Genomic DNA, 25,097 nt, shown 5'->3' with positions numbered 1-25,097 from the left:
ATCAAAGAGAATTGAAGAAACACAGCATTTTCCAAAGTTTCTCTCGTAAAGGAAATTGTTTGGACAATTCACCAATGGAAAATTTCTTTAGTCTTTTGAAACAAGAAGTATATCATGGACAAGTTTTTCATAGCTACGAAGAACTAGAGAGAACAATCGTCACATTTATCGACTATTACAATCACAGAAGAATCAAACGGAAACTCGATTGGATGAGTCCAATCGACTATCGTAAAGAAATTCAGAACGCCGCTTAGGGTTAGAAGTTTCTTGCGGATAAAAGTAGAAAAAAAGAAGTGGATTTCTCCACTTCAAAAAAGTCTAATATTTGGGGGTCACTACAAGGTACAGCACTGTACCTTGCTGTTTTTTTCTATTTCAACTAAAATAGAAAGCAGATATTGAGAAGGAAAGTTTCTTGACAAAGGGCGTTGATCAAAAAAAGAAAACAGCGGCCTTTTTAATCATTAGGAGGAAAAAATATGTCTATTCAACTTACAGAAGGTGTCCAGTTGCATCTGCTGCCCACTAATAAATATAAAACGATTCAAATCACGCTTAAATTTAAAGCGCCATTAAAAAAAGAAACGATTACTCAACGAACAATGATTGCTAATTTGTTAGAAATCAGCAGCAAGCGCTATCCAACACAAACGGCTTTTCGTTCAGAGTTGTCTGAATTATTTGGTGCGAGTTTTGGAACTGCCGTCAGCAGAAAAGGCAATCAACATATTTTAACGGTCAGTTTAAATATCGTAAACGAAAAATACTTAACGATGGGGAACGGCATTACAGAAAAAGCCGTTCAGTTTTTAGAAGAAGTCCTTTTTCATCCGAATGTTGAAGAACAGCACTTTGATCAAACCACGTTCAAACGTGAAAAAGAAAAACTGAGAGATGATTATGATGGACTTTATGATGACAAACAAACCTACGCTAGTTTAGCCTTGCAAGCATTGTTATTTGAGGACAGCAGCCAAAAAGTTCCAAGTATCGGAACGGCAGAAGATTTGGAAAAGATCACATCAAGTTCACTTTATCAGTATTATCAATCTATGATTCAAGATGATGAGGTAGACATTTATGTGATGGGGGATGTTGAACAAGATGAAATAGTAGCTTATTTTAAAAACTTCTCGTTCAATGCACGACAAATCGCACCACGCTCTCCTTTTTATCAAACAACATCTACAAGTGAATTAAGAGAAAAAACAGAAGAGCAAGAAGTTACGCAAGCTAAGTTAAATTTAGGTTATACTACTTCTGTTTTTTATCATGGAGAAGATTATTATGCCGGACAAGTCTTTAATGGGCTATTTGGCGGTTTTCCGCATTCAAAGTTGTTTATGAATGTACGTGAAAAGGAAAGTCTTGCTTATTATGCTGCAAGTTCCTTGGATACCTTCCGTGGAGTGATGGTTGTACAAACAGGTATCGATGGCAAAGAGTCTGAGAAAGTAAAAGCAATCGTTGCAGAACAACTTTACGATATGCAAGCTGGTGATTTTACTGAGACAGCTTTTCTTCAAACTAAAAACATGTTGAAAAATCAGCTGATCCAGTCGGAAGATAATCCCGGCAGTGTGATCGAACGCATTTATGCCAACCAATTGGCTTTAGGCAAAACGGTCAGTTTGCAAGAATGGATCGAAGGGATCGAAATGGTTACGCGCGAACAAGTGATAGAAGTTGCGAAAAAAGTCAAATTAAAAGGGATTTTCTTCCTATCAGGAGGCGTAAAATAATGGAAAAGATAGTATACGCACAATTAGACGAAACAGTTTATACAGAAGTTTTGCCAAATGGATTAACAGTCACGCTATTGCCTAAAAACGGTTTTCATAAAACATATGGCTTGTTTACAACAAAATATGGATCAATTGACAATACATTTGTACCATTAGGAAAATCAGAAAAAATTAGTGTTCCTGATGGTATTGCGCATTTTCTAGAGCATAAAATGTTTGAAAAAGAGGATGGTGATGTTTTTCAAAAGTTTGGTCGTATGGGCGCAGCTGCTAATGCTTTTACCAGCTTTACACAAACGAGCTATCTTTTTTCTAGTACGAACCAAGTAAAAGAAAACTTGGGCACCTTACTTGATTTTGTTCAAGAACCTTATTTTACAGAAGAAACGGTAAATAAAGAAAAAGGGATCATTGCTCAAGAGATCCAAATGTATGACGATGAACCAGACTGGCGTTTATTTTTTGGTTTATTAGGAAATTTATATCCTAAACATCCTTTGCATATCGATATTGCAGGTACTGTAGAAAGCATTATGGAGATCACGCCAGAACTTCTGTACACCTGCTACAAGACCTTCTATCATCCAAGCAACATGAATTTGTTTGTTGTCGGAAAACTGGATCCAGATGATTTGATGACTTTCATTCGTCAAAACCAAGCAGCTAAAACATTTGAAGAAGCTGAAGCTATCGAACGTTTTTTCCCAGAAGAAACGGTAACAGATATTCGTCCTTTTCATGCAATCAGTATGCCGGTAAATCGTCCGAAAAGTATTGTGGGAATCAAAGGAGCAGAACCTGCACCACAAGGAAAAGAAGCTATGATCCACAAAACAAAAATGGATATTTTGTTACGTCTATTGTTTGGTCCTACTTCCAGCAATTATTTGCGCTTATATGATCAAGGAATTCTTGATGACAGTTTTTCTTATGACTACGAATTGGAACGCTCTTTTAACTTTGTTGCCGTCAGCAGCGATACAAAAGACCCTGAGCGGTTTAGCGAAACGATCAAAGCAATATTGTTGTCAGCTAAAGATAGTCCAGAGCTGACAGAAAAAAATCTGATGTTGATTAAAAAGAGAATGATCGGTCAGCATCTACAGTCTTTAAATTCTCTTGAATTTATTGCAAACCAGTACAGTCAACAAACTTATGGAGAGGCCACACTCTTTGATTTGGTCCCTATCATTGAAGCCATCACCTTAGAAGATATTCTTTATATGGCTGATCAATTTATGCATGAAGAGCGTTTAAGTGCCTTTCATATTTTGTCTAAAGGAGAGAAAAAGGAATGAAATTTGCTTTGATCATGGGAGCTAGCGGCGCAATAGGAAAAGAAATTGCCCATGAACTGGCTGATGATGGTTGGTCGCTCTATTTACATTATCGTTCTGACGAAATGAGTATTAATGAGCAGATCGAGCAGTATGCGAAACAATATCCGAAGCAAGATTTTTTCAAGCTGCATATGGATATGGCGAATGTAGAGGAACTTCCTGATTTCTTAAATAATCTTTTTCAAGTAGATGCCATTGTTTTTGCCAGCGGCTTTACGACGTTTAATTTATTGACGGATGCTGATCCCAAGGATATGGACAATATGTGGGCTGTTCATGTTCGCACACCGATTTTACTCGTACAGCAATTGCAGACAAAACTAGCGCTTTCTAAACATGGACGGATTGTATTTATCAGCTCTGTCTATGGAGAAATGGGTAGTGCCATGGAAGTGCTATACAGCACAACTAAAGGGGCTCAGCTGGCTTTTGTTAAAGCTTACAGCAAAGAAGTGGCTAGTTTAGGCATCACGGTCAATGCCATTTCGCCAGGAGCGATCGAGACAAAAATGAATCAGAGTTTTTCTAAAGATGATATCCAAGTGTTGAAAGACGAGATTCCAATGGGAAGAATGGGTAAAACATCAGAAATCAGTTTTTGGGTCAAGCAGCTGTTGGATGAGAGAAGCGCCTATTTGACCGGGCAATCAATCGTTGTTAGTGGAGGATGGCTAAGATAATAGTGTACGGAAACAGCTGGATTTTAGGAAAAAATTTATGTTTCTATTTATACGTGTATGTTATACTCTTGATGTGTGTGAAAACTCCCTAAATATTTAGAACAGGCAGGTGAGCCGCCCATGAACCAAGTTGGAGAAAGATTGAAAGAAGCTCGGAAAGCAAAGGGCTTTACACTGGATGATTTACAACAAAAAACTAAAATCCAAAAACGATATTTGATTGCGATCGAAGAAGGCAATTTTGATGTGATGCCTGGAAAGTTTTATGCGAGAGCTTTTATTAAACAATATGCTGATACAGTTGGATTGAATGGAGATCAATTGCTGGAAGAGTATAATGATACTGTTCCGCATACTCATGACGAGGAATACGCAGAGCAAGTCAGTTCAAGTCAAACAAGAACTGGAAGTAGACCACACAACCAAGTTTCAGAAACGGTTCAAGATTATTTGCCGACGATCCTCATCTCTCTGCTCGTGATCGCTATTGGCGTATCCATCTATGTTGCAGTCAATAAGACAGCGAGCAAAAATGGAGCAGAAATGATTTCTTCTACTTCCGAAAGTATGACGATTTCTAGCGCGAATGGTGCTACGTCAAGTGCAACCGCTGAACCGACAGCATCTGATAAAAATAAAAATGACGCAACAAAACAAAAAATTGAAGTTTCTTCTTCTACTGGAGCAACTACTGTTTATACGGTTACCGGTCAAGCGGAAGGTGCAACAGTTGTATTGTCAGCTGAAGGAGGCGACTCTTGGGTCAGTATCGAAGCAGATGGCAAGACACTAGAACAAGGACTCTTAAGCAATGGAGATCAGTTAGAGGCGGCTGTTCCGAAGGAGGCTAAATCCGTGTCTGCCGTTATTGGCAATGCTCCAGCAACGAAAGTCCAGTTGAACGGACAACAAGTTGATTATGCTCCTGAAGCAAGTGATAAAGTACGTCAAGAAATAAAATTTCAGTTTGAACCAGCAGAGTAAGCGAACTGCGACAGGAAGTCCTTTGGTCATCGCCATGGGTCTTCTTATTTTTGAGTTTGAATAAAGAGGAAGAGGTATACGAGATGAATTTACCAAATAAGCTAACTGTATTGAGGATTTTTCTGATTCCTGTATTTATGATCATCATGGTCGTTCCATTTGATTGGGGGACGATATCTGTCTTAGGTTCTTCTATAGACATCACGAAGCTGACTGCTGCCATTATTTTTGCAGTTGCCAGCTTTACAGATTGGCTTGACGGATATATTGCACGTGCACAAGGTTTAGTGACTAATTTTGGGAAATTTGCTGATCCTTTGGCAGACAAGTTGTTAGTCGCTACTGCTTTTATTTTATTAGTGGGAGAAGGATTAGCTCCTGGTTGGGTCGTTGCCATTATTATTGCACGCGAATTGGCGGTAACGGGGTTGCGTTTATTGTTAGTTGAACAAGGCGGAACAGTTTTAGCAGCAGCTTGGCCTGGAAAAATCAAAACCAATACCCAGATGTTTGCCATTTTATTTCTTTTATTAAACGATTTTCCTTTTGGCGGGTTAGGCTTTTCAATTGGTGAAATCATGTTATATATCTGTTTGTTCTTTACCATTTACTCAGGTGCAGATTACTTTGTGAAAAATGCAGATATTTTTAAGGGATCGATGTAACAAGAAAAAAACGAGTCGCTTCATTTTAAGAATGGGACGCAAAGAATATCGAAGAATTTTTTTTATATGGTTTTTGATAAAAAGAGAAAACTAAAAAGCTGAGAGTGAGCTATAGTGCTCTGTTCCTTCTATAGAAGACGCTGAAACTTGAAAAGCGTTGGATATAGATATAGTAGGAGCAGATCCTAACGCTTTCTCGGCTTTTTTATTTAAAGTTTATGATAAAATGAAATGGAATTTGAATATATGGCGTATATTAAGAATAGGGGTTTAAACCATGAATGCTGAAATTATTGCGGTTGGAACAGAATTATTATTAGGACAAATTTTAAATACGAATGCGGCGTACTTATCTAGAGAATTAGCTGAGATGGGGATCGATTGCTATTACCAAACCGTTGTTGGGGACAATCAAAAGCGATTGGAAGAAGTGATGAGACATTCTGAAAGGAGAAGTGATATCCATATCTTTATAGGCGGACTTGGGCCAACAAAAGATGATTTGACGAAAGAAACCTTATCAGCTTACCTCAACGTTCCCTTAGTAACAGATGATGGAGCAGCAGAAAAAGTGATCCGTTTTTATCGGAATTTGGATCGCAAAATGACAGAAAATAACTGGAAACAGGCTCAAGTTTTAAAAGATTCGACGGTGTTAAAAAATACAACAGGTTTAGCCGCTGGAACTTATTTAGAAAAAGAAGGGCATCTTTATATCTTGCTGCCTGGTCCGCCTAGTGAATTGAAACCGATGTTTGAGAATGAAGTGAAACCTCTGCTACTAGCTGAATCTACAGAAGAGAGCGTCATGGTTTCTCGTGTTTTGCGTTTTTTTGGTATTGGAGAATCAACACTGGCAAGTAAATTAAATGATTTAATCGAACAACAAACCAATCCTACGATTGCAACTTATGCCGGAGATCATGAAGTAACGGTTCGCCTAACAGCCAAAGGAACAACAGAGAAAAGCTGCCAAGCATTGATTGATTCACTTGAAAAAGAGATTCAATTTAGAGTGGGAGAATTTTTATATGGTTATGGTGAAAACAATCGTCTTGCAAATGAAGTCAAACAGCTACTGATTGAAAAAAGACTTCAAATAACAGCTGCTGAAAGTCTAACAGGAGGAGCTTTCCAAAGTGAGTTGGCTTCTGTAAGCGGTGTAAGTGAATGTTTTGCAGGCGGTATCGTCACTTATAGTCATACAATAAAAGAAGACGTTTTAGGCGTTTCATCCGATACGATTGAACGCTATGGTGTTGTGAGTGCAGATTGCGCAATCGAAATGGCAGAGAAAGCTAGAGATTTGTTTCAGGCGACGATTGGTATTTCTTTTACTGGCGCAGCAGGACCTTCTTCTCTAGAAGGAGAGCTGCCCGGCTCAGTATGGATTGGCTTTTCTATGAAAGGAAAACCAAGCTTTGCCAAGCATTATCGCTTTGCTAAAGACCGCAATAATAACCGCAAAAGAGCCGTTTTATCTGGTTTAGACCTGATTAGGCGTGTGTTGCTGGATTTGCCCCTTTCAAATAAAGTGACAAGTGAAAAATAAAGTTGCATTTCTACTGTTTTTCCCCTTATCCAACTTGTCAAAAAGATGTAAAATTTTAAGATGAAACCGAAAGTTTGTTCCCTTTTTTCTTGCTTTTTAAAGCAAAAACAGGTATGATTACTCTTGCAAGCAAATCATAACTATAAAAAATTAAACAAACTGAAAATGTGACTTTAGGAGGAAACAAGAATGGCAGATGATCGCAAAAAAGCTTTGGATCTGGCACTAAAAAAAATCGAAAAGAACTTTGGTAAAGGATCTGTAATGAAAATGGGGGAAAAAGTAGACACTAAAATTTCTACTATTCCTAGTGGTTCTTTAGCTTTAGATGTGGCTTTAGGCGTAGGCGGTTTTCCCCGCGGACGAATCATTGAAGTCTATGGGCCTGAAAGCTCTGGTAAAACAACCGTTGCGTTGCATGCCGTAGCAGAAGTGCAAAAACAAGGCGGAGTGGCAGCTTTTATCGATGCTGAAAATGCGTTGGATCCTAAATATGCCACAGCTTTAGGTGTAAATATCGACGAATTATTGCTTTCTCAACCGGACACAGGCGAACAAGGTCTAGAAATTGCAGATGCTTTAGTTTCCAGTGGTGCAGTAGATATCGTCATCGTTGACTCTGTAGCAGCTTTGGTTCCGCGTGCTGAAATTGAAGGCGAAATGGGAGATGCCCATGTGGGACTGCAAGCTCGTCTGATGTCACAAGCTTTAAGAAAACTATCAGGTTCGATCAATAAAACCAAGACGATCGTTCTCTTTATCAACCAAATTCGTGAAAAAGTCGGCGTCATGTTTGGTAATCCTGAAACAACACCAGGAGGAAGAGCCTTAAAATTCTACAGTACTGTTCGATTAGAAGTACGTCGAGCAGAACAGATCAAACAAGGTACTGAAGTGCTGGGGAACCGGACGCGTATCAAAGTTGTTAAAAATAAAGTCGCACCTCCTTTCAGAGTAGCAGAAGTTGACATTATGTACGGAAAAGGGATCTCGCAAGTTGGTGAGTTAGTGGATATGGGTGCTGAAAAAGATATCATTGACAAAGCTGGTGCATGGTATTCTTATGGAGAAGAACGTATTGGCCAAGGAAGAGAAAATGCCAAAAATTATTTCCTAGATCATCCAGAACTTAGAGCAGAAATCGAAGGGAAAGTTCGTGCAGCTTATGGAATAGGTGAAGACCTGCCAGAAGATGAAACAAAAGGTGCCGACGCGGCAGCAGCAGAAGAAATTGATTTGTTAGACGAATAGTAAGAAAACAACATTATATTTCTTTTGTCTGTTAAAAAGCGCTGCAATAAGAGAGCCTCTCTCATTGCAGCGCTTTTTTGTATATTTTTCTTTATCTATAAAGGAAATTAGAGTAGCAGTTAGAGAAACGAAAGGGCGTTTTTATGCCAAAGATTTTGGTGTTTCACGACTAGCAGATAAAAAAGAAAGGCAAGGTATAGATTCTGTACAACTGTTCTGCATTATTACGCATAGAAAGTAACTTAGTTTACAGTTAATGTTGACATGAGCTGGCAGGACAATTAAAATTAAACTATTGGTTCTTTTCTATTTATAGAAAGAGCCAGTAATTAAAATTCGATGTTTTTTGGCAAAAAGAAAGGGTTTGCCAAGTGACTGAATAAATAAATATTTAAATTAAATCAGTGATACGGAGGTGTTAAATTGGGTATTGGAGAATTAGCCTTCGCTATCGTTACTTTAGTTGTCGGTCTAATGATTGGGTACATCATCCGCAAATCAACTCATGAAAAAGAATTGGATGGTGCTCGAAACACTGCAGCTGGAATTTTGGAGAATGCAAAAAAAGAAGCAGAAACCATGAAAAAGGAAGCGATGTTGGAAGCAAAGGATGAAAGCCATAAATATCGAACTGAAATTGAGAATGAGCTAAAAGACAGACGCGCAGAAGTCTCAAGACAAGAAAATAGAGTAGCTCAGCGCGAAGACAACCTGGATCGTAAAAGTAATAACTTAGAAAAACGCGAACAGGGAATTGAGGCAAAAGAAGATCAATTAAGTTCAAGACAACAACAAATTAACGAATTAGAGAAGAAAGCTCATACTTTGATTGATGAACAACAAGCAGCACTTGAACGAATCGCAGCTTTATCAAGAGAAGAAGCTCGTCAAGTGATCCGCGAAGAGACAGAAGAAGAACTTTCAAATGAAACAGCTGTAATGATCAAGCAAGCTGAAGATCAAGCAAAAGAAGAAGCTGAGCGAAGAGCAAAAAATTTAATCGTTACAGCGATTCAAAGAAGTGCAGCAGATCAAGTTGCTGAAACAACTGTTTCTGTGGTCAATTTACCAAATGACGACATGAAAGGACGCATCATCGGAAGAGAAGGCAGAAATATCCGGACGCTTGAATCTTTAACAGGTATGGACTTGATTATTGACGATACGCCAGAAGCTGTCGTTCTTAGCGGTTTTGATCCGATTCGTCGCGAAATAGCTAAAATGGCTTTAGAAAAATTGATTCAAGATGGAAGGATCCATCCGGCACGTATTGAAGAAATGGTTGAGAAATCACGGAAAGAAATGGATGAACGTATTCGTGATATTGGAGAAAAAGCAACATTTGAAGTGGGCATCCATTCTTTACATCCAGACTTGATCAAAATCATCGGTCGTATGCATTTTAGAACAAGTTACGGACAAAACGTATTGATCCATTCGATTGAAGTAGCGAAATTAGCAGGAATTATGGCTGCTGAACTAGGTGAAGATGTAACGTTGGCTAAGCGAGCAGGATTGCTTCATGATATTGGAAAAGCATTGGATCATGATATTGAAGGTTCACACGTGGAAATCGGTGCTGAAATTGCAAGAAAATACAAAGAGAATGATACCGTTGTGAATGCAATTGCCTCTCACCATGGAGATGTCGAAGCGAACTCTGTTATTTCCGTTTTAGTAGCTGCTGCAGATGCATTGTCAGCTGCTAGACCAGGTGCTAGAAGCGAATCTTTGGAAAATTACATCCATCGTTTAGAAAAACTTGAAGACATTTGTCGTGGATTTGATGGTGTTGAACAAAGTTATGCTATTCAAGCAGGACGTGAAGTGCGGATTATGGTAAAACCTGAAAATGTTGATGATCTAGCAGCGATTAAACTAGCTAGAGATATCCGTAATCAAATTGAAGAAGAATTGGATTATCCAGGACATATTAAAGTCACTGTCATCAGAGAAACGAGAGCAATCGAGTACGCGAAATAAAAGGTTTGAATAAGCTCCACATGTGTTTATACAAAAGAAGAAAACGATTCGCAAGTAAATAAAGAAGAGTTCAGGATCATGTCCTGAGCTCTTCTTTATTTACTTGAAGAGATCGATATCTCAGCTTTATTTTCGAGGTGATTATTGTTAAAATGTAAAGGAGAAAAGGTTTCGTTTATACTGTTCTACTAGAAAACCGCTAAAGAAACCGAGCGTAACAATCAGAGAAGAGGACTTACATGAGATTAATATTTATTGGAGATGTAGTTGGATCGTTGGGCAGAGAAATGGTACACGAGTATTTGCCAAAAATAAAAAAACAATTTAAACCGCAAATCTCGATTTTAAATGGAGAAAATGCAGCAGCTGGCAGAGGGATCACCGAAAAAATCTATAAAAACTTTTTGCAAGATGGTGTAGATATCGTTACAATGGGGAACCATACATGGGACAATAAAGATATCTTTGAATTTATCGATGGCGCCAATAAATTGATACGCCCTGCAAACTTTCCAGAAGAAACGACACCAGGAAAAGGAATAGCATACATAAAGATCAATCAACATGAATTGGCCGTCATCAACCTTCACGGCAGAACCTTTATGTCAGATGTGGATGATCCTTTCAAAAAAGCCGATCTCCTAATAGCAGAAGCTGAAAAAAGAACGTCACATATTTTTGTTGATTTTCATGCTGAAACAACGAGTGAAAAACAAGCAATGGGCTGGTATTTAGATGGAAGAGTATCTGCTGTTGTAGGTACACACACCCACGTACAAACGAATGATGCCCGCATTTTACCGCAAGGAACAGCTTATTTGACCGATGTCGGAATGACAGGTCCTTATGATGCCATACTTGGGATGAAACGAGAACAAGTATTAAGAAAATTTCTAACGCAATTGCCAACACGCTTTGAAGTACCTAAAGAAGGGCGGCAGCTGTTGTCAGCTTGCTTTATTGAATTAGATGATGTGACAGGAAGAGCCAAAAAAATCGAACCATTTATGATCAATGAAGATCGTCCTTTTGGCTTAGATTATTAAAACAAATGATGCTGGAAAAACAGGCGGAAGATCCCATTGATACTCAGGGTCCACTGCCTGTTCTTTTGACAACGAATAAAAAATTTCCCAAAAACCTGTTGTAATGAAAGAAGAGGAGTAAAATCATGCCGCAAAAGACAAAACAGACACCGATGATGGAGCAGTATCAAAGTATCAAGAAACAATATCCGGATGCATTTTTGTTTTATCGCTTAGGTGATTTTTACGAAATGTTTTATGAAGATGCTATTAAAGGTGCACAAATACTAGAATTGACCTTAACAAGTCGTAACCGAAATGCTGACGATCCAATCCCAATGTGCGGCGTTCCTTATCATTCTGCTAAGGGGTATATCGATACTTTGATCGAGCAAGGTTACAAAGTTGCTATTTGTGAACAAATGGAAGATCCTAAAGCAACGAAGGGAATGGTCAAACGGGAAGTCATCCAGTTAATAACACCTGGAACTGCAATGGATTTAAAAAATCAAGATGGTAAGACAAATAACTACTTGACCGCCTTAGTTGAAGGAGAACGGAATACCTTCAATCTTGCATATGCAGATCTTAGTACCGGCGAATTGAAAGTAACGCAGCTCTCCACGCAAGAAGAATTATTCAGTGAGCTGATGAGTTTGAAGACCAAAGAAATTGTCTTTCAAGCAGCGGCTGGTTTAGAGATTCAAGAAAAACTGAGGACGTCACTAGGGATTTTGGTTTCTATCCAAAAAGAAATCGTTGAAAAGGAAGAAGATTTAACGATAAATGTTGCTGATCCAGAGATGAAAAACGTTCTGCACTTACTTCTCTCTTATCTATCTGTTACCCAAAAAAGAAGCTTGGGACACTTGCAGCAAGCTGAAGTCTATGTACCTTCACATTTTTTGAAAATGGATCACTATTCTAAACAAAATTTAGAATTGACGGCATCTATTCGTGGCGGTCAAAAGAAAGGAACACTTCTTTGGCTGATAGATGAGACCAAAACTGCTATGGGTGGTCGTTTATTGAAGCAATGGATCGATCGTCCACTGATCCAAAAAGAAAAAATCGAGCAACGACAAGAAATTGTCGAAAATCTCATCGATCATTTTTTTGAACGTACGGATTTAAATGATGTACTGACGAAAGTGTACGATCTAGAGCGCCTAGCAGGAAGAGTCGCTTTTGGAAATGTTAATGGACGAGATCTTATTCAGTTAAAAACTTCATTGATGCAAATTCCGCTGCTGATTCAAGTGATTGAACTGATGAACGAAAAAACTGAATGGTCTCATTTATTAGAACGTCTAGATCCTGTAACAGATGTTGTAGAACTGATCGAACAAGCGATTCATGAAGATGCACCGATCTCCATAAAAGATGGCGGAGTGATCAAAGATGGCTTTGACCGTACGTTGGATACGTATCGAGATGCCATGAGGAACGGTAAACAGTGGATCGCAAATATGGAAGCTCAGGAAAAAGAACGTACAGGTATCAAAAATTTGAAAATCGGATATAACAAAGTTTTTGGCTACTATATTGAAGTATCAAGAGCCAACTTACAGCACCTGCCAGAAGAACGATATGAACGTAAACAAACACTGGCAAATGCAGAACGTTTTATAACGCCTGAATTAAAAGAAAAAGAAGCGATTATTTTAGAAGCTGAAGAAAAATCGCTGGCCCTTGAGTATGAACTGTTTACTCAAGTTCGAGAAGATGTAAAATCCTACATTGAACGTGTACAACAACTGGCGAAAACTGTAGCTGAAGTCGATGTCCTGCAAAGTTTTGCTAGTATCAGTGAAAAATATCATTATGTGCGCCCTGAAATGAAACAGGGCAGCCAGCCTATTTTGTTGACAGAAGGACGCCATCCAGTAGTTGAAAAAGTTCTAGGTAAACAAGCCTACGTTCCCAATAGTGTAGAGATGGACCAAGCAACGGATATGTTGTTGATCACTGGACCTAACATGTCCGGGAAAAGCACTTATATGCGTCAATTGGCTTTAACGGTGATCATGGCGCAGATGGGTTGCTTTGTACCGGCTGATAAAGCTGAATTGCCAATCTTTGATCGGATTTTTACTAGAATCGGTGCGGCAGATGATTTGATCTCTGGACAAAGCACGTTCATGGTCGAGATGATGGAAGCGAATCAAGCTTTGACTTATGCAACGCCTAATAGTTTGATTTTATTTGATGAAATCGGAAGAGGAACAGCAACTTATGATGGAATGGCTTTGGCAGAAGCGATCATAGAATATATCCATCAAGAAGTTCATGCAAAAACACTCTTCTCCACGCATTATCATGAGTTAACGGCCTTAGAGGAAAGACTGCCGCGTTTAAAAAATATTCATGTAGGAGCGGTGGAAGAAAACGGAGAGCTGGTCTTTTTGCATAAGATGCTTGCTGGGCCATCTGATAAGAGTTATGGGATTCAAGTTGCTCAATTAGCTGGATTACCTCGGTCTTTGCTCACAAGAGCAGCCGATATCTTAGAAATATTAGAAGGCAAAGAGATGCCTGCTGACAAAAGTGAGTCGTATATAGAAGCTGAACAAACAGAAGTGGAAGAGGAGCAAGTCAAAACTGAGGAACAGCTGACCTTGTTTGCTTTTGGCGATGAAAAGAATGAGCAGATCATTAAAGAACTCAATGAATTGAACATTCTAAACTTGACGCCGCTTGAAGCATTGAATAAATTGAATCAGCTGCAACAAATAGTAAGACAACAGTAACGAAGAAGGAGCGGACACAATGACAAGAATAAAAGAACTTTCAGAAACATTGACGAATCAAATCGCAGCTGGAGAAGTCATTGAACGTCCTGCTTCAGTTGTAAAAGAATTGGTGGAAAATGCAATCGATGCAAATAGTACACACATTGAGGTTTTGATCGAAGAAGCTGGATTGAAAAAAATTCAAGTGATTGACAATGGAGATGGCATTGCCTCCGATGAAGTGAAAAATGCTTTTAAACGCCATGCAACCAGTAAAATCTATTCGCGTGATGATCTTTTCAGAATTCGCTCGCTTGGTTTTCGAGGTGAAGCTTTGCCAAGTATTGCATCGGTTTCGGAAATCTGGATCGAAACTTCTGATGGGTTGTCATCGGGTATGTTTTTGTATTTAAAAGGCGGAAAAGTGGAAGAAGAAAAGGCTAGTGGATCAAGAAAAGGAACAACGATCACAGTTGAAAATCTTTTCTTTAATACCCCAGCACGTCTGAAATATGTGAAGTCTCTTCAAACAGAATTGGCAAATGTTAGTGATATCGTAAACCGCTTGGCGCTTAGTCATCCAAATGTCGCTTTTCGTTTAGTCCATGATGATCACCAGCTTTTACGAACGACTGGAAATGGTGATTTAAGACAAGCGCTGGCAGGTATTTATGGTGTACAGACTGCAAAAAAAATGCGCCCCGTTGCAAATGAAGATCTCGACTTTAAAGTGACCGGCTATATTTCATTGCCGGAGCTGACACGTGCCAGCCGCAACTATATGTCTTTGATCGTCAATGGCCGTTATATTAAAAACTATGCCTTAAGTAAAGCTGTTATCCAGGGCTATGGTTCGAAATTGATGGTCGGACGCTTTCCTATCGTTGCATTAGAAATCGAGATGGATCCTTTGCTCGTCGATGTCAATGTTCATCCTACAAAACAGGAAGTTCGTATCAGCAAGGAAAAAGAACTGATGGGATTGATCTCATCAGCTGTCAAAGAAGCTTTAGGTAAAGAACAACTGATTCCAGATGCGTTAGAACATTTTTCTTTTAAAAACCGATCGGATAGAAAAGAAAAAAAAGCAGAACAAATGCAAATGGAATTGGAAAATAAAATCGAACCTAAACAACACGATGAGGAGAGTTTTTCTCTTTTTAATGATCGGCCAACACCATCTAGATCTTCTTTCGTAAGACAACGGACAGACGCACGCTACAATAACAAAGAAGGGCGTTTTTTCATTAAAGGACAAGAAGAAACAGCGTCCACAATAGCACCAACTGCCTTTAACGACGAATCGGCAAAAACTTCAACCGAATCAGAAACAGCAGAAAAAACAAAAAAACGCAGTGAATTGTTAGACAATCATCAAGGCTCTTTTGTTAAACTGGCAGAAAAAATGCTCCAAGAAGAAGACAAAGAAAAGAAAATTGTTGACCAACCGCATATTCCTTCCTTAGCCTATATAGGACAAATGCATGGAACATATTTGTTTGCGCAAAATGAAGCAGGCCTTTATATTTTAGACCAGCATGCAGCGCAAGAACGCATCAAATATGAATATTTCCGCAAAAAAATAGGAGAAGTCAGCCAAGACATGCAAGAATTACTTGTTCCGATCATGTTAGACTATCCAAGCAATGATGCATTGAAAATCAAAGAAAACCAGCAAGCCCTTGAAGAAGTAGGAATCTACCTGGAAGCATTCGGACAAAACAGTTTTCTGCTACGCTTCCATCCAGTTTGGATCGATCATGGCGATGAAGAAAAAGTCGTACGTGAAATGATCGATATGCTGCTGATCAATGGATCGATCAGTGTGGCCAAGTTTCGAGAAGCAACGGCTATTATGATGAGTTGTAAAGGATCTATTAAAGCCAATCATTATTTAAATGATCAAGAAGCGCGTGCCCTTATCCATGATTTAGCACAAACGGAGAATCCCTATAACTGTCCGCATGGTCGCCCTGTGATTATTCACTTCAGCAACAAAGATATGGAGAGGATGTTTAAACGTATCCAAGACCCTCATTGAATATTGAAAGTGGAGACGAATCGACGGCAAAAGAGGAAACAGCTTTTTTGAAGTTTATTCAGAATTAGCGTAAAATCAATATCAGTAGACGAATCAATTTTGAATAGGAGTGAACAACATGGCAAAGTATGATAAAGAAGAACTAAAGCAAAGACTAACCCCAGAACAATATGATGTCACTCAAAACGAAGGAACAGAACGTCCTTTTTCAGGTAAATATGACGATTTTTATGAAGATGGAATTTATGTCGATGTGGTAAGCGGAGAACCTTTATTTTCCTCTTTAGACAAGTATGATGCAGGTTGCGGCTGGCCATCTTTTACGAAACCAATTGAAAATCAAGAAATCAATGAACGAACAGACACGCGTTTTGGTATGCGCCGAACAGAAGTGAGAAGCAAGGATGCAGATTCTCATTTAGGGCATGTCTTTAATGATGGACCTTTTAAAGAGGGCGGATTGCGCTACTGCATCAATTCAGCAGCTCTTCGATTTGTTCCAATAGACAAACTGGAAGAAGAAGGATATGGTGAATACCGCAAATTATTTGCTTCATAAAAAAGGGATGATTCGTTTGAAAAAATGAACCATCAGCTTTAAAAGAAACATGTAAAAGCTTAGAATAAGGGTGGCGTTAGTGATGAAAATTGCTAACGTCATTTTTTTATCTTTAGAAAAAAATTAGAATGTAAAAAAAGTGACGTCATTTTCAATAAAAAGGGGATCGAAATAGGATAGAAAGCTCGTTTTACTTTGCTGTGATTCATCTTCTTACAGCGTTATCTCCACAAGACTTCTATTTTGTGTTAAAATACGAAGGGAACGAATGTGCTGGTTGGCCAGCCAACTAATGAAACGAGGAGACAACAGATGTTTGAATATATCATCGGAAAAGTTACATATGTCTGTCCGGCCTACTTAGTATTGGAAACAAACGGGGTCGGCTATTTGATTTATTCTGCTAATCCTTTTCGGTATTCAAGCAAACTAAATCAGGAAGCAAAAGTATATGTACATCAAGCTGTTCGGGAAGATGCCATTACATTATATGGCTTTAAAGATTTTGATGAGAAACAGTTATATTTAAAATTATTGAGCGTGTCTGGAATTGGTCCTAAAAGCGGTCTAGCGATTTTAGCTAATGAAGACCATACTGGATTGATACAGGCTATTGAAAATGAAGATACGGCGTTTTTGACAAAGTTCCCTGGAGTCGGTAAAAAAACGGCTGGGCAAATCGTATTGGACCTAAAAGGGAAACTGGGCGATTTAGGTATTGAAGAAATGGGATCCTATGGCAGAGAAGAAAGTCAGTTGTCATCTGATACCCATATCAAAGAAGCCATAGAAGCGTTGGAAGCTTTAGGTTATGGTGCAAGAGAAGTTAAACAAGTGGAAAAAGAATTAAAGAAAAATCCAAAAGAATCAACAGATGCTTATTTAAGAGAAGCTTTAAAATGGCTAATGAAAAAATAAGAGAGAAAAGTGGTGAATAAAATGACATTTGATTCTCGTGTAGTGTCAGGCAGTAGTGAGAGCTTAGAAGAAGAAATCATTGAGAAAAATTTGCGTCCTCAGTATTTGAGCCAATATATCGGTCAAACAAGTGTAAAAAAAGAATTGTCGATCTATATTGAAGCGGCTAAAGGCAGACAAGAAGCGCTGGATCATGTGTTATTATATGGCCCGCCTGGATTGGGGAAAACAACGATGGCCATGGTTGTCGCCAATGAAATGGCAGTAGACATTCGAACAACCAGCGGACCGGCTATCGAAAAACCAGGGGATCTAGTCGCTTTACTAAATGATTTGGAAGCAGGCGATATTTTATTTATTGATGAGATTCATCGCTTGCCGCGAATGGTGGAAGAAATGCTTTATTCCGCCATGGAAGATTTTTACGTGGATATCATTGTCGGACAAGGACCTTCCACACATCCTGTCCATTTTCCATTGCCTCCTTTCACCTTAATAGGCGCTACGACAAGAGCCGGACAACTATCAGCTCCTTTGCGTGATCGCTTTGGCATCGTTTCTCACATGGAATACTATGAAATAAAGGATTTAAAAGAAATCGTGACGCGTTCTGCCGATATCTTTGACACGAAGATCCATGAAGATGGGGCTTTAGAAATAGCCAAACGTTCTCGGGGGACTCCACGGATCGCTAACCGTCTGTTGAAACGGGTACGCGATTATGCACAAGTACAGGCAAATGGAGTGGTCACGCGTGAAGCGGCAGATGCTGCTTTAAAGATGCTGAAAGTAGATAAAAAAGGATTGGATACGGTGGATCAAAGGTTATTAAAGCTCTTGATCACAGGTTACAATGGCGGACCAGTCGGCTTATCGACCATTGCAGCGAATGTAGGCGAAGAAATCGAGACGATTGAAGATATGGTCGAACCTTACCTATTGCAATCAGGCTTTCTGCAAAGAACGCCACGAGGCAGAATTGCAACTTCCTTAGCCTATCAGCATTTAGGATACCCTGAAATGACAAATGAACAATAAGTTAGGAGCACAAACATGTTAACCACAGAAGATTTTGATTTTGATTTACCAGAAGAACTCATCGCACAAACCCCTTTGAAAGATCGTTCAAGTTCAAGACTAATGATCTTAGACAGTCAAACAGGCAAAGTAGAAGACAAACATTTTACAGAGATCATTGATGAGTTAAACCAAGGGGATGCGCTTGTCATGAATGATACTCGTGTATTACCAGCACGTCTTTATGGTACAAAGCCAGAAACAGGTGCTCATTTGGAAGTGTTGCTGTTAAAGAACACTCAAGAAGATCAATGGGAAACTTTGGTCAAACCAGCAAAAAGAGCAAAAGTTGGCACAATGATCGAATTTGGAGATGGCCGTTTAAAAGCTGAAGTTAAAGAAGAACTAGACCATGGCGGACGAATCATTGAATTCTCCTATGAAGGCATCTTTTTAGAAGTGTTGGAATCATTGGGAGAAATGCCGCTACCACCTTATATCAAAGAAAAACTAGAAGACCAAGAACGCTATCAGACGGTCTATGCAAAGGAAAATGGGTCAGCTGCTGCACCAACAGCAGGACTCCACTTTACAAAGGAATTGTTGGAGAAAATTGAAGAAAAAGGAATTCATTTGGTCTTTTTAACTTTGCATGTCGGGTTAGGGACTTTCAGACCAGTTAGCGTTGATAATATAGAGAACCACAAAATGCACGCAGAGTTTTATCGATTGACTGAAGAAGCAGCAGCTACACTCAACCAAGTTCGCCAATCAGGAGGACGGATCGTAGCGGTTGGAACAACTTCCATTCGTACACTCGAAACGATCGGTACGAAATTTAATGGAGAAATCAAAGCCGACAGCGGCTGGACAGATATCTTTATTGCACCTGGATATGAATTTAAAGTAGTGGATGCTTTTTCAACCAATTTCCATCTGCCTAAATCGACTCTTGTTATGCTAGTCAGTGCTTTTGCTGGAAGAGAACACGTTTTGTCTGCTTATCAACATGCAGTAGAAGAAAGATATCGGTTCTTCAGCTTTGGCGATGCAATGTTCGTTAAATAAAACAACTTTATCAAAACTCAACAAAAAAAGAAGCTGGCTTAAAACCAGCTTCTTTTTATTAGAGAGACTAGAAAGATAGAATATTTAAAACGTTTAACTGAGCTAATATCTTTGGATCTGGTACATTTTAATAACTTACTTCTTGTCTGTCGTCAACATTTTCAAAAAAATCTCACTTTATTTTTTTGTTTCGCCTTGATTGAGACAGTAAAGCAACTGCACAAAAAGAATGATCTTGTTGTCTCATCTCCTATATTTATTCTACCTTTCATGAACCCTCTCTCTATCCATCTTTATATTACCACATAAAGAAAGCGTTTGCAATAGTTATAGATGAAATAATCGCATTTATTCATTGTTGAAAAACTTTCGCACTTATGGCGACTTGGTGTTCTATTTTGTTTTTCATTCTCCTGTCGTCTCTATCGGCCTCGCTCCACATCCTATTAGTTGAGTTGCGAAAGCCAGAGTCTTTGCAAAAAAGATAAGTTGTTTTGATGCGCGCTTCGCTGCTCTCTTCAACAACTTCCTGTTTTTGCTGTGACTCTCCCAGGCTTTCTCCACATCCTTTCTTTTTAGTTGAGTTGCGCGAGGCAGAGTCTCGGGTAAAATTCAAAAGATGCTCACATGCGCGGGATGCTCTGTGTCGCACTTTTTCATTTTCCTGTCGCCTCTATCGGCTTCGCTCCACATCCTATTAGTTGAGTTGCGAAAGCCAGAGTCTTTGCAAAAAAGATAAGTTGTTTTGATGCGCGCTTCTCTGCTCTCTTCAACAACTTCCTGTTTTTGCTGTGACTCTCCCAGGCTTTCTCCACATTCTATTAGTTGTTAATTTTGGCTTTTGTTTCTTTTTTATTTGTGGTAAAATTCTTCATTGAGTCAGCGATGCGCGGTCTTTGTGGTAGAGTTTTTGACACAAGGAAAGGACAGGAGCAGTATGACAGAATTGGAGGGTATAAAATTGACAGAGAAACAGTCTATCGATTCAACACACCTTACAAAAACACAACAGCGAATCGTTGATGCCGCTTTGGATTTGATCTCGCATGTAGGGTATAAAAGTACGACAACCAAAAAAATAGCGGAAATGGCAGAAGTGAATGAAACAACGATCTTTAAAAACTTTCATTCTAAACAACTGCTGATTGATACAGCATATAAGCAACATACACACCAAATCACAAAAGAAGTGGACGAGTTTTTTGGACAAACCTTTAGAGATCCTGAAGATCTTTTACGGAAAGCGGGATATTTTATTGCAAATATCTATACGCGACATCGTCCGATCATTATCGGTTCTGTAAAGGAAGTCGGCAATGAAAAAATGAAGTCGATCTCTAATTATAAACAAGAATATATCAGAAGTTCGCTCAGTAAAAAATTGAGTGAAGTGACAAATCAAAAAGGTTTAGCTGATGATGAGTATGATACACTTGCTTATATTTTTACGAATACCATCTTGAATTTACTGATTGATCAAGTTCGAGAAGAATATATGGAAGAAGAAGCAGTAAAAACAGTGAATTTAGATGATATTATTGCTTTTATGCTAAAAGTATTTTAAATAGAATAGTTTAATTAAGAAGAACGGAGAATCAGAAATGGTAGAACCAGCAATCAAATACCGTTTGATCAAAGAAGAAAAGCATACAGGTGCGCGTTTGGGAGAAATTATAACACCGCACGGTACATTCCCTACCCCAATGTTTATGCCAGTTGGAACATTGGCCACTGTAAAAAGCATATCGCCTGAAGAGTTGGATGAGATGGGTGCCTCCATTATCTTAAGCAATACGTATCATTTATGGTTGAGACCCGGAGAAGATCTTGTTGCTGAAGCAGGTGGATTGCATAAGTTTATGAACTGGGATAAAGGAATTTTGACCGATTCTGGAGGTTTCCAAGTTTTTTCTTTAGCTGATATGCGTAAAATCGAAGAAGAAGGAGTGCATTTCCGCAACCATTTAAATGGAGCGAAAATGTTTCTATCACCAGAAAAAGCTATTGATATTCAAAATAAACTAGGGCCAGATATTATGATGAGTTTTGATGAATGTCCACCGTTCAACGAGAGTCATGATTACATGAAACGATCTGTTGAAAGAACATCTAGATGGGCAGAACGCGGATTAAAGGCACATGCGAATCCTAAAACGCAAGGATTATTTGGTATCATTCAAGGTGGCGGCTTTGAAGATTTACGTAAACAAAGTGCTCGAGACTTAGTATCGCTTGATTTTCCAGGATATTCTATCGGAGGATTGTCTGTTGGCGAATCAAAAGAGGAAATGAACCGTGTATTAGAGTATACAACGCCTTTGATTCCGCAGCTTAAACCAAGATATCTTATGGGTGTAGGAACACCAGATTCCTTTATTGATGGCGTTATTCGCGGTATAGATATGTTTGACTGCGTTTTGCCCACTCGAATTGCGCGTAATGGGACTTGCATGACCCACAAAGGACGTCTTGTTGTAAAAAACGCACAATATGCAAGAGATTTTGGTCCAATCGATGATCAGTGCAACTGTTACACTTGCCGTAATTACTCAAGAGCATACATTCGTCATTTATTCAAAGCAGATGAAACATTTGGTTTACGGTTGACGAGTTATCATAATCTTTACTTCTTGCTAGATGTAATGAGAAATATACGTCAAGCGATAAAAGATGATCAGCTGTTAGAATATCGAGAACACTTTTTTGAAGAGTACGGTTATAACAAGCCAGGAGCAAAGAATTTTTAAAAAATAGGTAGTATTAAAGGGCTTTTTTTGGTACAGTTAATAAGAAAAGATGTGACTATCTTACTTAAACAACAAGGAGTGAACAACTTGGAATTTATTTTTAGTATTCTTCCTTTTGCGGTCATTATGCTATTGATGTACTTTATGATGATTCGTCCGCAAAAGAAAGCAGCTCAAAAAACACAAAGTATGCTTGATTCATTGAAAAAAGGTGATGCTGTAGTTACAATTGGCGGCTTGCATGGAATCGTCGATGAAGTCAGAGAAGCAGAAAAAACAATCGTTTTGGATTGTGAAGGAATTTATTTAACATTTGAAAGACGAGCGATTTCTCGCGTTAAAACGGCTGATACAACAACTGCCGCTTCAAACGTAAATTCAGCAGATGTAGAGAAGTAAGAAATAAACGACTTTTCGCATCAAATCTGAAATGATGACATCATGTATGAGCATGTAAGACAAATCAGAATAAAAAATGGATTTTAAAGAATTCTAAGGAAAGGCTCTTATGCCTTTCTTTTTTGTGTCTTTAAGGATAAAATGGAAGAGAACCGTTCTGATTGATTGAATAGATAAGCCAAAGGGAAACAGCTTCTTTGTAAAAATCAGACTATCCAAAAGTGCAAGACGAGTGTCTGAATTGATTATTATAGGAGCTGTTAAAATACGAATTAGCTAACAAAAGACTGCTTTTTCAACTGTTATCTGTCATCATATTTTTATCTTGATCAGGAGAAGAAAAGGAGTGTGAAGGTGAATGGAAGAACTGGAACTTTACTTTGACTCACTGAAACCATGGATAGACTTAAAAGTAAAAGAATTTCATCATCTTGGGTATCCTCAAATAACAACAGAAGATATATGGCGGTATTTAAAAACATTTCGATGGAAAAAAGAAATACCCGTACATTATTATCAACAGATCAACGATATTTTAAACCTTATGCCCAATCATTATCTTGACTTTGCTTCTTTAGAAGCTCAAGTGTATCAGGTCCGCTCTCTTGATGAAATGAACTTGAACGATTTGTTTTAACGGTGTTTTCAACAAAGTTTAACTGAATGCACCCGAGATATCTTTTACAAGACAACTTTTTTACTAAATCAAATGAAAACTTTTACGACTAAAGCCATATACGACTGGTTAAGAGACAAACATACAAAATAGGACACTACTATAAAGGTTCTACAATATTTAACGTTGGTCTGTAAAAAATCAATTTTTTTAATGCTAAGCTCGTTAGAATCCTATTTCTAGAAATTTCAGGAGGCGCATAGGGCTACTGATAGCCATGAAAAAAGATGCAATGTGAATCACTTAGTGTTAGGCTTTAGCCGTTACACTAAGTTTGAAGCTTGCAAGCATTGAGACGCGATTTTCGGCTCAATGTGTTCTCATGGCTTTCCATCAGTAGCCCATCGACCGTAGGAAATTTCTTTACCAACGTTAAAAGAGGAAGACCCACTATAAAGAGGAACTAGGAGAAGATGCCCTAGTTCCTCTCTTTTGTTGCGGAACAAAAAGGAATCTTTTAAAATATACATGAAGGGAGGCGGAGAAAGATGGATATTGGACTGCTGCATTTTGATGAACCAAAAAGAGACACTTCAAGGAAAATCATTCACGTCGATATGGATGCTTTCTTTGCCTCAGTAGAAGAGCGAGAAAATCCAAATTTGAAAGGGAAACCAGTGATCATTGCACGTCACCCAAAAGAAACAGGCGGAAAAGGTGTAGTGGCTACTGCAAATTATGAAGCGCGAAAGTATGGTGTGCATTCTGCTATGAGCGCACAAAGAGCTTTCGAGCTTTGTCCACATGGTCAGTTCATTCCAGGCCACTTTGATTTATACCGAGCTATCTCTGCGCAAGTTCGAGAAGTATTTAGACGGTATACTGATATGATTGAACCACTTTCTTTAGATGAAGCCTACTTAGATGTAACCAGTAACAAAATGGGACTGAAAAGTGCAACACTGATTGCTCAGCGTATTCAAAGAGAAATATGGGAAAAAGTCCATTTAACCTCATCAGCAGGCGTTTCTTACAACAAGTTCATTGCGAAACTAGCTTCCGATTTCCATAAACCTGCTGGATTGACGGTTATCCCTCCAGAAGATGCCCTACAATTTTTAAGAGAACTCCCAATTGAAAAGTTCTATGGCGTTGGAAAGAAATCACTTGAGAAAATGCATGAATTAAATATTTTTACTGGTGAAGACCTGTATCAACGTTCTGAATTAGAGTTGATTCATCATTTTGGAAAAATGGGCTATTCGCTCTATCGTAAAGTCAGAGGAATCGATAATGCTCCTGTGCAACCTTTTAGAGAACGAAAATCGATTGGAAAGGAAGACACGTATCATCAAATCTTACGAACAGAACCGGAAGTCATTGCAGAGTTAAGGAAGTTGACCGTTAAAGTACAATCTTCTCTTTCAAAAAATCAGAAGCATGGAAAAACGGTAGTCATTAAAATCCGTTATGCTGATTTTGAAACAGTCACTAAAAGGATGACATTACCGCACTATGTTCGAGATAAAGAGGAGCTGTTTTTTCAAGCGCAAAACTTATGGTATGAAATTGGAATGATTGAAAAAGGTGTTCGCTTATTAGGGGTTACAGTGACAGGACTAGATCCCCTCACATTTGAAAATATCGTTTTACCTTTATGGGAAGCTGAAGCCAGTAACAAAGAAATTGAGACTGAAAATGATTAAAAAAACGAAGAAGATGCGTTCAAACGAATCGATTGATTTGGTGAACGAAACCTTTCATAGACGTGC

The 25,097-nt window shown here is 38.6% G+C and carries 21 protein-coding genes; all 21 read left to right on the top strand.

Annotated features, from left to right (window positions below):
* A partial coding sequence (locus BM057_RS07930) for an IS3 family transposase (protein WP_143074494.1) occupies nt 1–257 on the top strand: 257 nt, incomplete at its 5' end.
* A gap of 225 nt (nt 258–482) precedes the next feature.
* On the top strand, nt 483–1,745 hold the full coding sequence (yfmF, locus tag BM057_RS07925; RefSeq protein ID WP_092092743.1) for an EF-P 5-aminopentanol modification-associated protein YfmF: 1,263 nt from the start codon (nt 483–485) through the stop codon (nt 1,743–1,745).
* Nucleotides 1,745–3,046 carry an EF-P 5-aminopentanol modification-associated protein YfmH gene (yfmH, locus tag BM057_RS07920; RefSeq protein WP_092092741.1) on the top strand — a complete coding sequence of 434 codons (1,302 nt, stop codon included), beginning with the start codon at nt 1,745–1,747 and terminating at the stop codon, nt 3,044–3,046. Before yfmF ends, yfmH begins: the two co-directional genes overlap by 1 nt.
* Complete coding sequence (ymfI, locus tag BM057_RS07915; protein WP_092092738.1) at nt 3,043–3,768, top strand: elongation factor P 5-aminopentanone reductase; 726 nt, start codon at nt 3,043–3,045, stop codon at nt 3,766–3,768. Before yfmH ends, ymfI begins: the two co-directional genes overlap by 4 nt.
* Nucleotides 3,769–3,888: 120 nt before the next feature.
* Complete coding sequence (locus tag BM057_RS07910) at nt 3,889–4,752, top strand: helix-turn-helix domain-containing protein (protein ID WP_092092735.1); 864 nt, start codon at nt 3,889–3,891, stop codon at nt 4,750–4,752.
* A gap of 83 nt (nt 4,753–4,835) precedes the next feature.
* The gene (pgsA, locus tag BM057_RS07905) at nt 4,836–5,417 is read left to right on the top strand and encodes a CDP-diacylglycerol--glycerol-3-phosphate 3-phosphatidyltransferase (RefSeq protein ID WP_047392699.1); all 582 of its coding nucleotides are present in this window, start codon (nt 4,836–4,838) and stop codon (nt 5,415–5,417) included.
* Nucleotides 5,418–5,694: 277 nt separating this feature from the next.
* Nucleotides 5,695–6,969 (top strand): competence/damage-inducible protein A, encoded by a 1,275-nt coding sequence (locus BM057_RS07900; RefSeq protein WP_092092733.1) that lies wholly within the window; start codon nt 5,695–5,697, stop codon nt 6,967–6,969.
* Nucleotides 6,970–7,158: 189 nt separating this feature from the next.
* Nucleotides 7,159–8,220 (top strand): recombinase RecA, encoded by a 1,062-nt coding sequence (gene recA / locus BM057_RS07895; protein ID WP_047392696.1) that lies wholly within the window; start codon nt 7,159–7,161, stop codon nt 8,218–8,220.
* 429 nt (nt 8,221–8,649) lie between these two features.
* Nucleotides 8,650–10,203 carry a ribonuclease Y gene (gene rny, locus BM057_RS07890; RefSeq protein WP_425439025.1) on the top strand — a complete coding sequence of 518 codons (1,554 nt, stop codon included), beginning with the start codon at nt 8,650–8,652 and terminating at the stop codon, nt 10,201–10,203.
* A 239-nt stretch (nt 10,204–10,442) separates the two neighbouring features.
* Nucleotides 10,443–11,249, top strand: coding sequence for a TIGR00282 family metallophosphoesterase (locus BM057_RS07885; RefSeq protein WP_092092728.1), 807 nt, complete (start codon nt 10,443–10,445; stop codon nt 11,247–11,249).
* A 125-nt stretch (nt 11,250–11,374) separates the two neighbouring features.
* Complete coding sequence (gene mutS / locus BM057_RS07880; protein ID WP_092092725.1) at nt 11,375–13,978, top strand: DNA mismatch repair protein MutS; 2,604 nt, start codon at nt 11,375–11,377, stop codon at nt 13,976–13,978.
* A 19-nt stretch (nt 13,979–13,997) separates the two neighbouring features.
* The gene (gene mutL / locus BM057_RS07875; RefSeq protein WP_047392681.1) at nt 13,998–16,001 is read left to right on the top strand and encodes a DNA mismatch repair endonuclease MutL; all 2,004 of its coding nucleotides are present in this window, start codon (nt 13,998–14,000) and stop codon (nt 15,999–16,001) included.
* A 118-nt stretch (nt 16,002–16,119) separates the two neighbouring features.
* Entirely contained in the window at nt 16,120–16,560 is a 441-nt protein-coding gene (msrB, locus tag BM057_RS07870) for a peptide-methionine (R)-S-oxide reductase MsrB (RefSeq protein ID WP_047392679.1), read from the top strand.
* Nucleotides 16,561–16,872: 312 nt separating this feature from the next.
* Nucleotides 16,873–17,478, top strand: a complete 606-nt coding sequence (gene ruvA, locus BM057_RS07865) for a Holliday junction branch migration protein RuvA (RefSeq protein ID WP_047392669.1) — start codon at nt 16,873–16,875, stop codon at nt 17,476–17,478.
* Between the two features lie 21 nt (nt 17,479–17,499).
* Nucleotides 17,500–18,516, top strand: a complete 1,017-nt coding sequence (ruvB, locus tag BM057_RS07860; protein WP_092092746.1) for a Holliday junction branch migration DNA helicase RuvB — start codon at nt 17,500–17,502, stop codon at nt 18,514–18,516.
* A gap of 15 nt (nt 18,517–18,531) precedes the next feature.
* Nucleotides 18,532–19,563, top strand: coding sequence for a tRNA preQ1(34) S-adenosylmethionine ribosyltransferase-isomerase QueA (queA, locus tag BM057_RS07855; RefSeq protein ID WP_047392667.1), 1,032 nt, complete (start codon nt 18,532–18,534; stop codon nt 19,561–19,563).
* A gap of 961 nt (nt 19,564–20,524) precedes the next feature.
* Nucleotides 20,525–21,127 carry a TetR/AcrR family transcriptional regulator gene (locus BM057_RS07845; protein ID WP_245741880.1) on the top strand — a complete coding sequence of 201 codons (603 nt, stop codon included), beginning with the start codon at nt 20,525–20,527 and terminating at the stop codon, nt 21,125–21,127.
* A 37-nt stretch (nt 21,128–21,164) separates the two neighbouring features.
* Nucleotides 21,165–22,310 (top strand): tRNA guanosine(34) transglycosylase Tgt, encoded by a 1,146-nt coding sequence (gene tgt, locus BM057_RS07840; protein WP_092092717.1) that lies wholly within the window; start codon nt 21,165–21,167, stop codon nt 22,308–22,310.
* Between the two features lie 78 nt (nt 22,311–22,388).
* The gene (gene yajC, locus BM057_RS07835) at nt 22,389–22,709 is read left to right on the top strand and encodes a preprotein translocase subunit YajC (RefSeq protein WP_245741882.1); all 321 of its coding nucleotides are present in this window, start codon (nt 22,389–22,391) and stop codon (nt 22,707–22,709) included.
* 358 nt (nt 22,710–23,067) lie between these two features.
* Nucleotides 23,068–23,346: a post-transcriptional regulator gene (locus tag BM057_RS07830; RefSeq protein ID WP_047392664.1), complete on the top strand. Its 279-nt coding sequence runs from the start codon at nt 23,068–23,070 to the stop codon at nt 23,344–23,346.
* A gap of 527 nt (nt 23,347–23,873) precedes the next feature.
* The gene (dinB, locus tag BM057_RS07825) at nt 23,874–25,031 is read left to right on the top strand and encodes a DNA polymerase IV (protein ID WP_092092712.1); all 1,158 of its coding nucleotides are present in this window, start codon (nt 23,874–23,876) and stop codon (nt 25,029–25,031) included.
* The last annotated feature ends 66 nt before the right edge of the window (nt 25,032–25,097 follow it).

Source organism: Pisciglobus halotolerans (assembly GCF_900113675.1).
GTDB lineage: Bacteria > Bacillota > Bacilli > Lactobacillales > Carnobacteriaceae > Pisciglobus > Pisciglobus halotolerans.
This window is presented reverse-complemented; position numbering and strand designations above follow the sequence as displayed.

What these genes read in the sequence shown, in the direction of transcription:
- recA (WP_047392696.1), top strand. Translation starts at nt 7,159, where the DNA reads ATGGCAGATGATCGCAAAAAAGCTTTGGATCTGGCACTAAAAAAAATC.
- pgsA (WP_047392699.1), top strand. Translation starts at nt 4,836, where the DNA reads ATGAATTTACCAAATAAGCTAACTGTATTGAGGATTTTTCTGATTCCT.
- dinB (WP_092092712.1), top strand. Translation starts at nt 23,874, where the DNA reads ATGGATATTGGACTGCTGCATTTTGATGAACCAAAAAGAGACACTTCA.
- mutL (WP_047392681.1), top strand. Translation starts at nt 13,998, where the DNA reads ATGACAAGAATAAAAGAACTTTCAGAAACATTGACGAATCAAATCGCA.
- BM057_RS07910 (WP_092092735.1), top strand. Translation starts at nt 3,889, where the DNA reads ATGAACCAAGTTGGAGAAAGATTGAAAGAAGCTCGGAAAGCAAAGGGC.
- BM057_RS07830 (WP_047392664.1), top strand. Translation starts at nt 23,068, where the DNA reads ATGGAAGAACTGGAACTTTACTTTGACTCACTGAAACCATGGATAGAC.
- mutS (WP_092092725.1), top strand. Translation starts at nt 11,375, where the DNA reads ATGCCGCAAAAGACAAAACAGACACCGATGATGGAGCAGTATCAAAGT.
- yfmH (WP_092092741.1), top strand. Translation starts at nt 1,745, where the DNA reads ATGGAAAAGATAGTATACGCACAATTAGACGAAACAGTTTATACAGAA.
- ruvB (WP_092092746.1), top strand. Translation starts at nt 17,500, where the DNA reads ATGACATTTGATTCTCGTGTAGTGTCAGGCAGTAGTGAGAGCTTAGAA.
- BM057_RS07885 (WP_092092728.1), top strand. Translation starts at nt 10,443, where the DNA reads ATGAGATTAATATTTATTGGAGATGTAGTTGGATCGTTGGGCAGAGAA.
- queA (WP_047392667.1), top strand. Translation starts at nt 18,532, where the DNA reads ATGTTAACCACAGAAGATTTTGATTTTGATTTACCAGAAGAACTCATC.
- ruvA (WP_047392669.1), top strand. Translation starts at nt 16,873, where the DNA reads ATGTTTGAATATATCATCGGAAAAGTTACATATGTCTGTCCGGCCTAC.
- yfmF (WP_092092743.1), top strand. Translation starts at nt 483, where the DNA reads ATGTCTATTCAACTTACAGAAGGTGTCCAGTTGCATCTGCTGCCCACT.
- BM057_RS07900 (WP_092092733.1), top strand. Translation starts at nt 5,695, where the DNA reads ATGAATGCTGAAATTATTGCGGTTGGAACAGAATTATTATTAGGACAA.
- msrB (WP_047392679.1), top strand. Translation starts at nt 16,120, where the DNA reads ATGGCAAAGTATGATAAAGAAGAACTAAAGCAAAGACTAACCCCAGAA.
- tgt (WP_092092717.1), top strand. Translation starts at nt 21,165, where the DNA reads ATGGTAGAACCAGCAATCAAATACCGTTTGATCAAAGAAGAAAAGCAT.
- ymfI (WP_092092738.1), top strand. Translation starts at nt 3,043, where the DNA reads ATGAAATTTGCTTTGATCATGGGAGCTAGCGGCGCAATAGGAAAAGAA.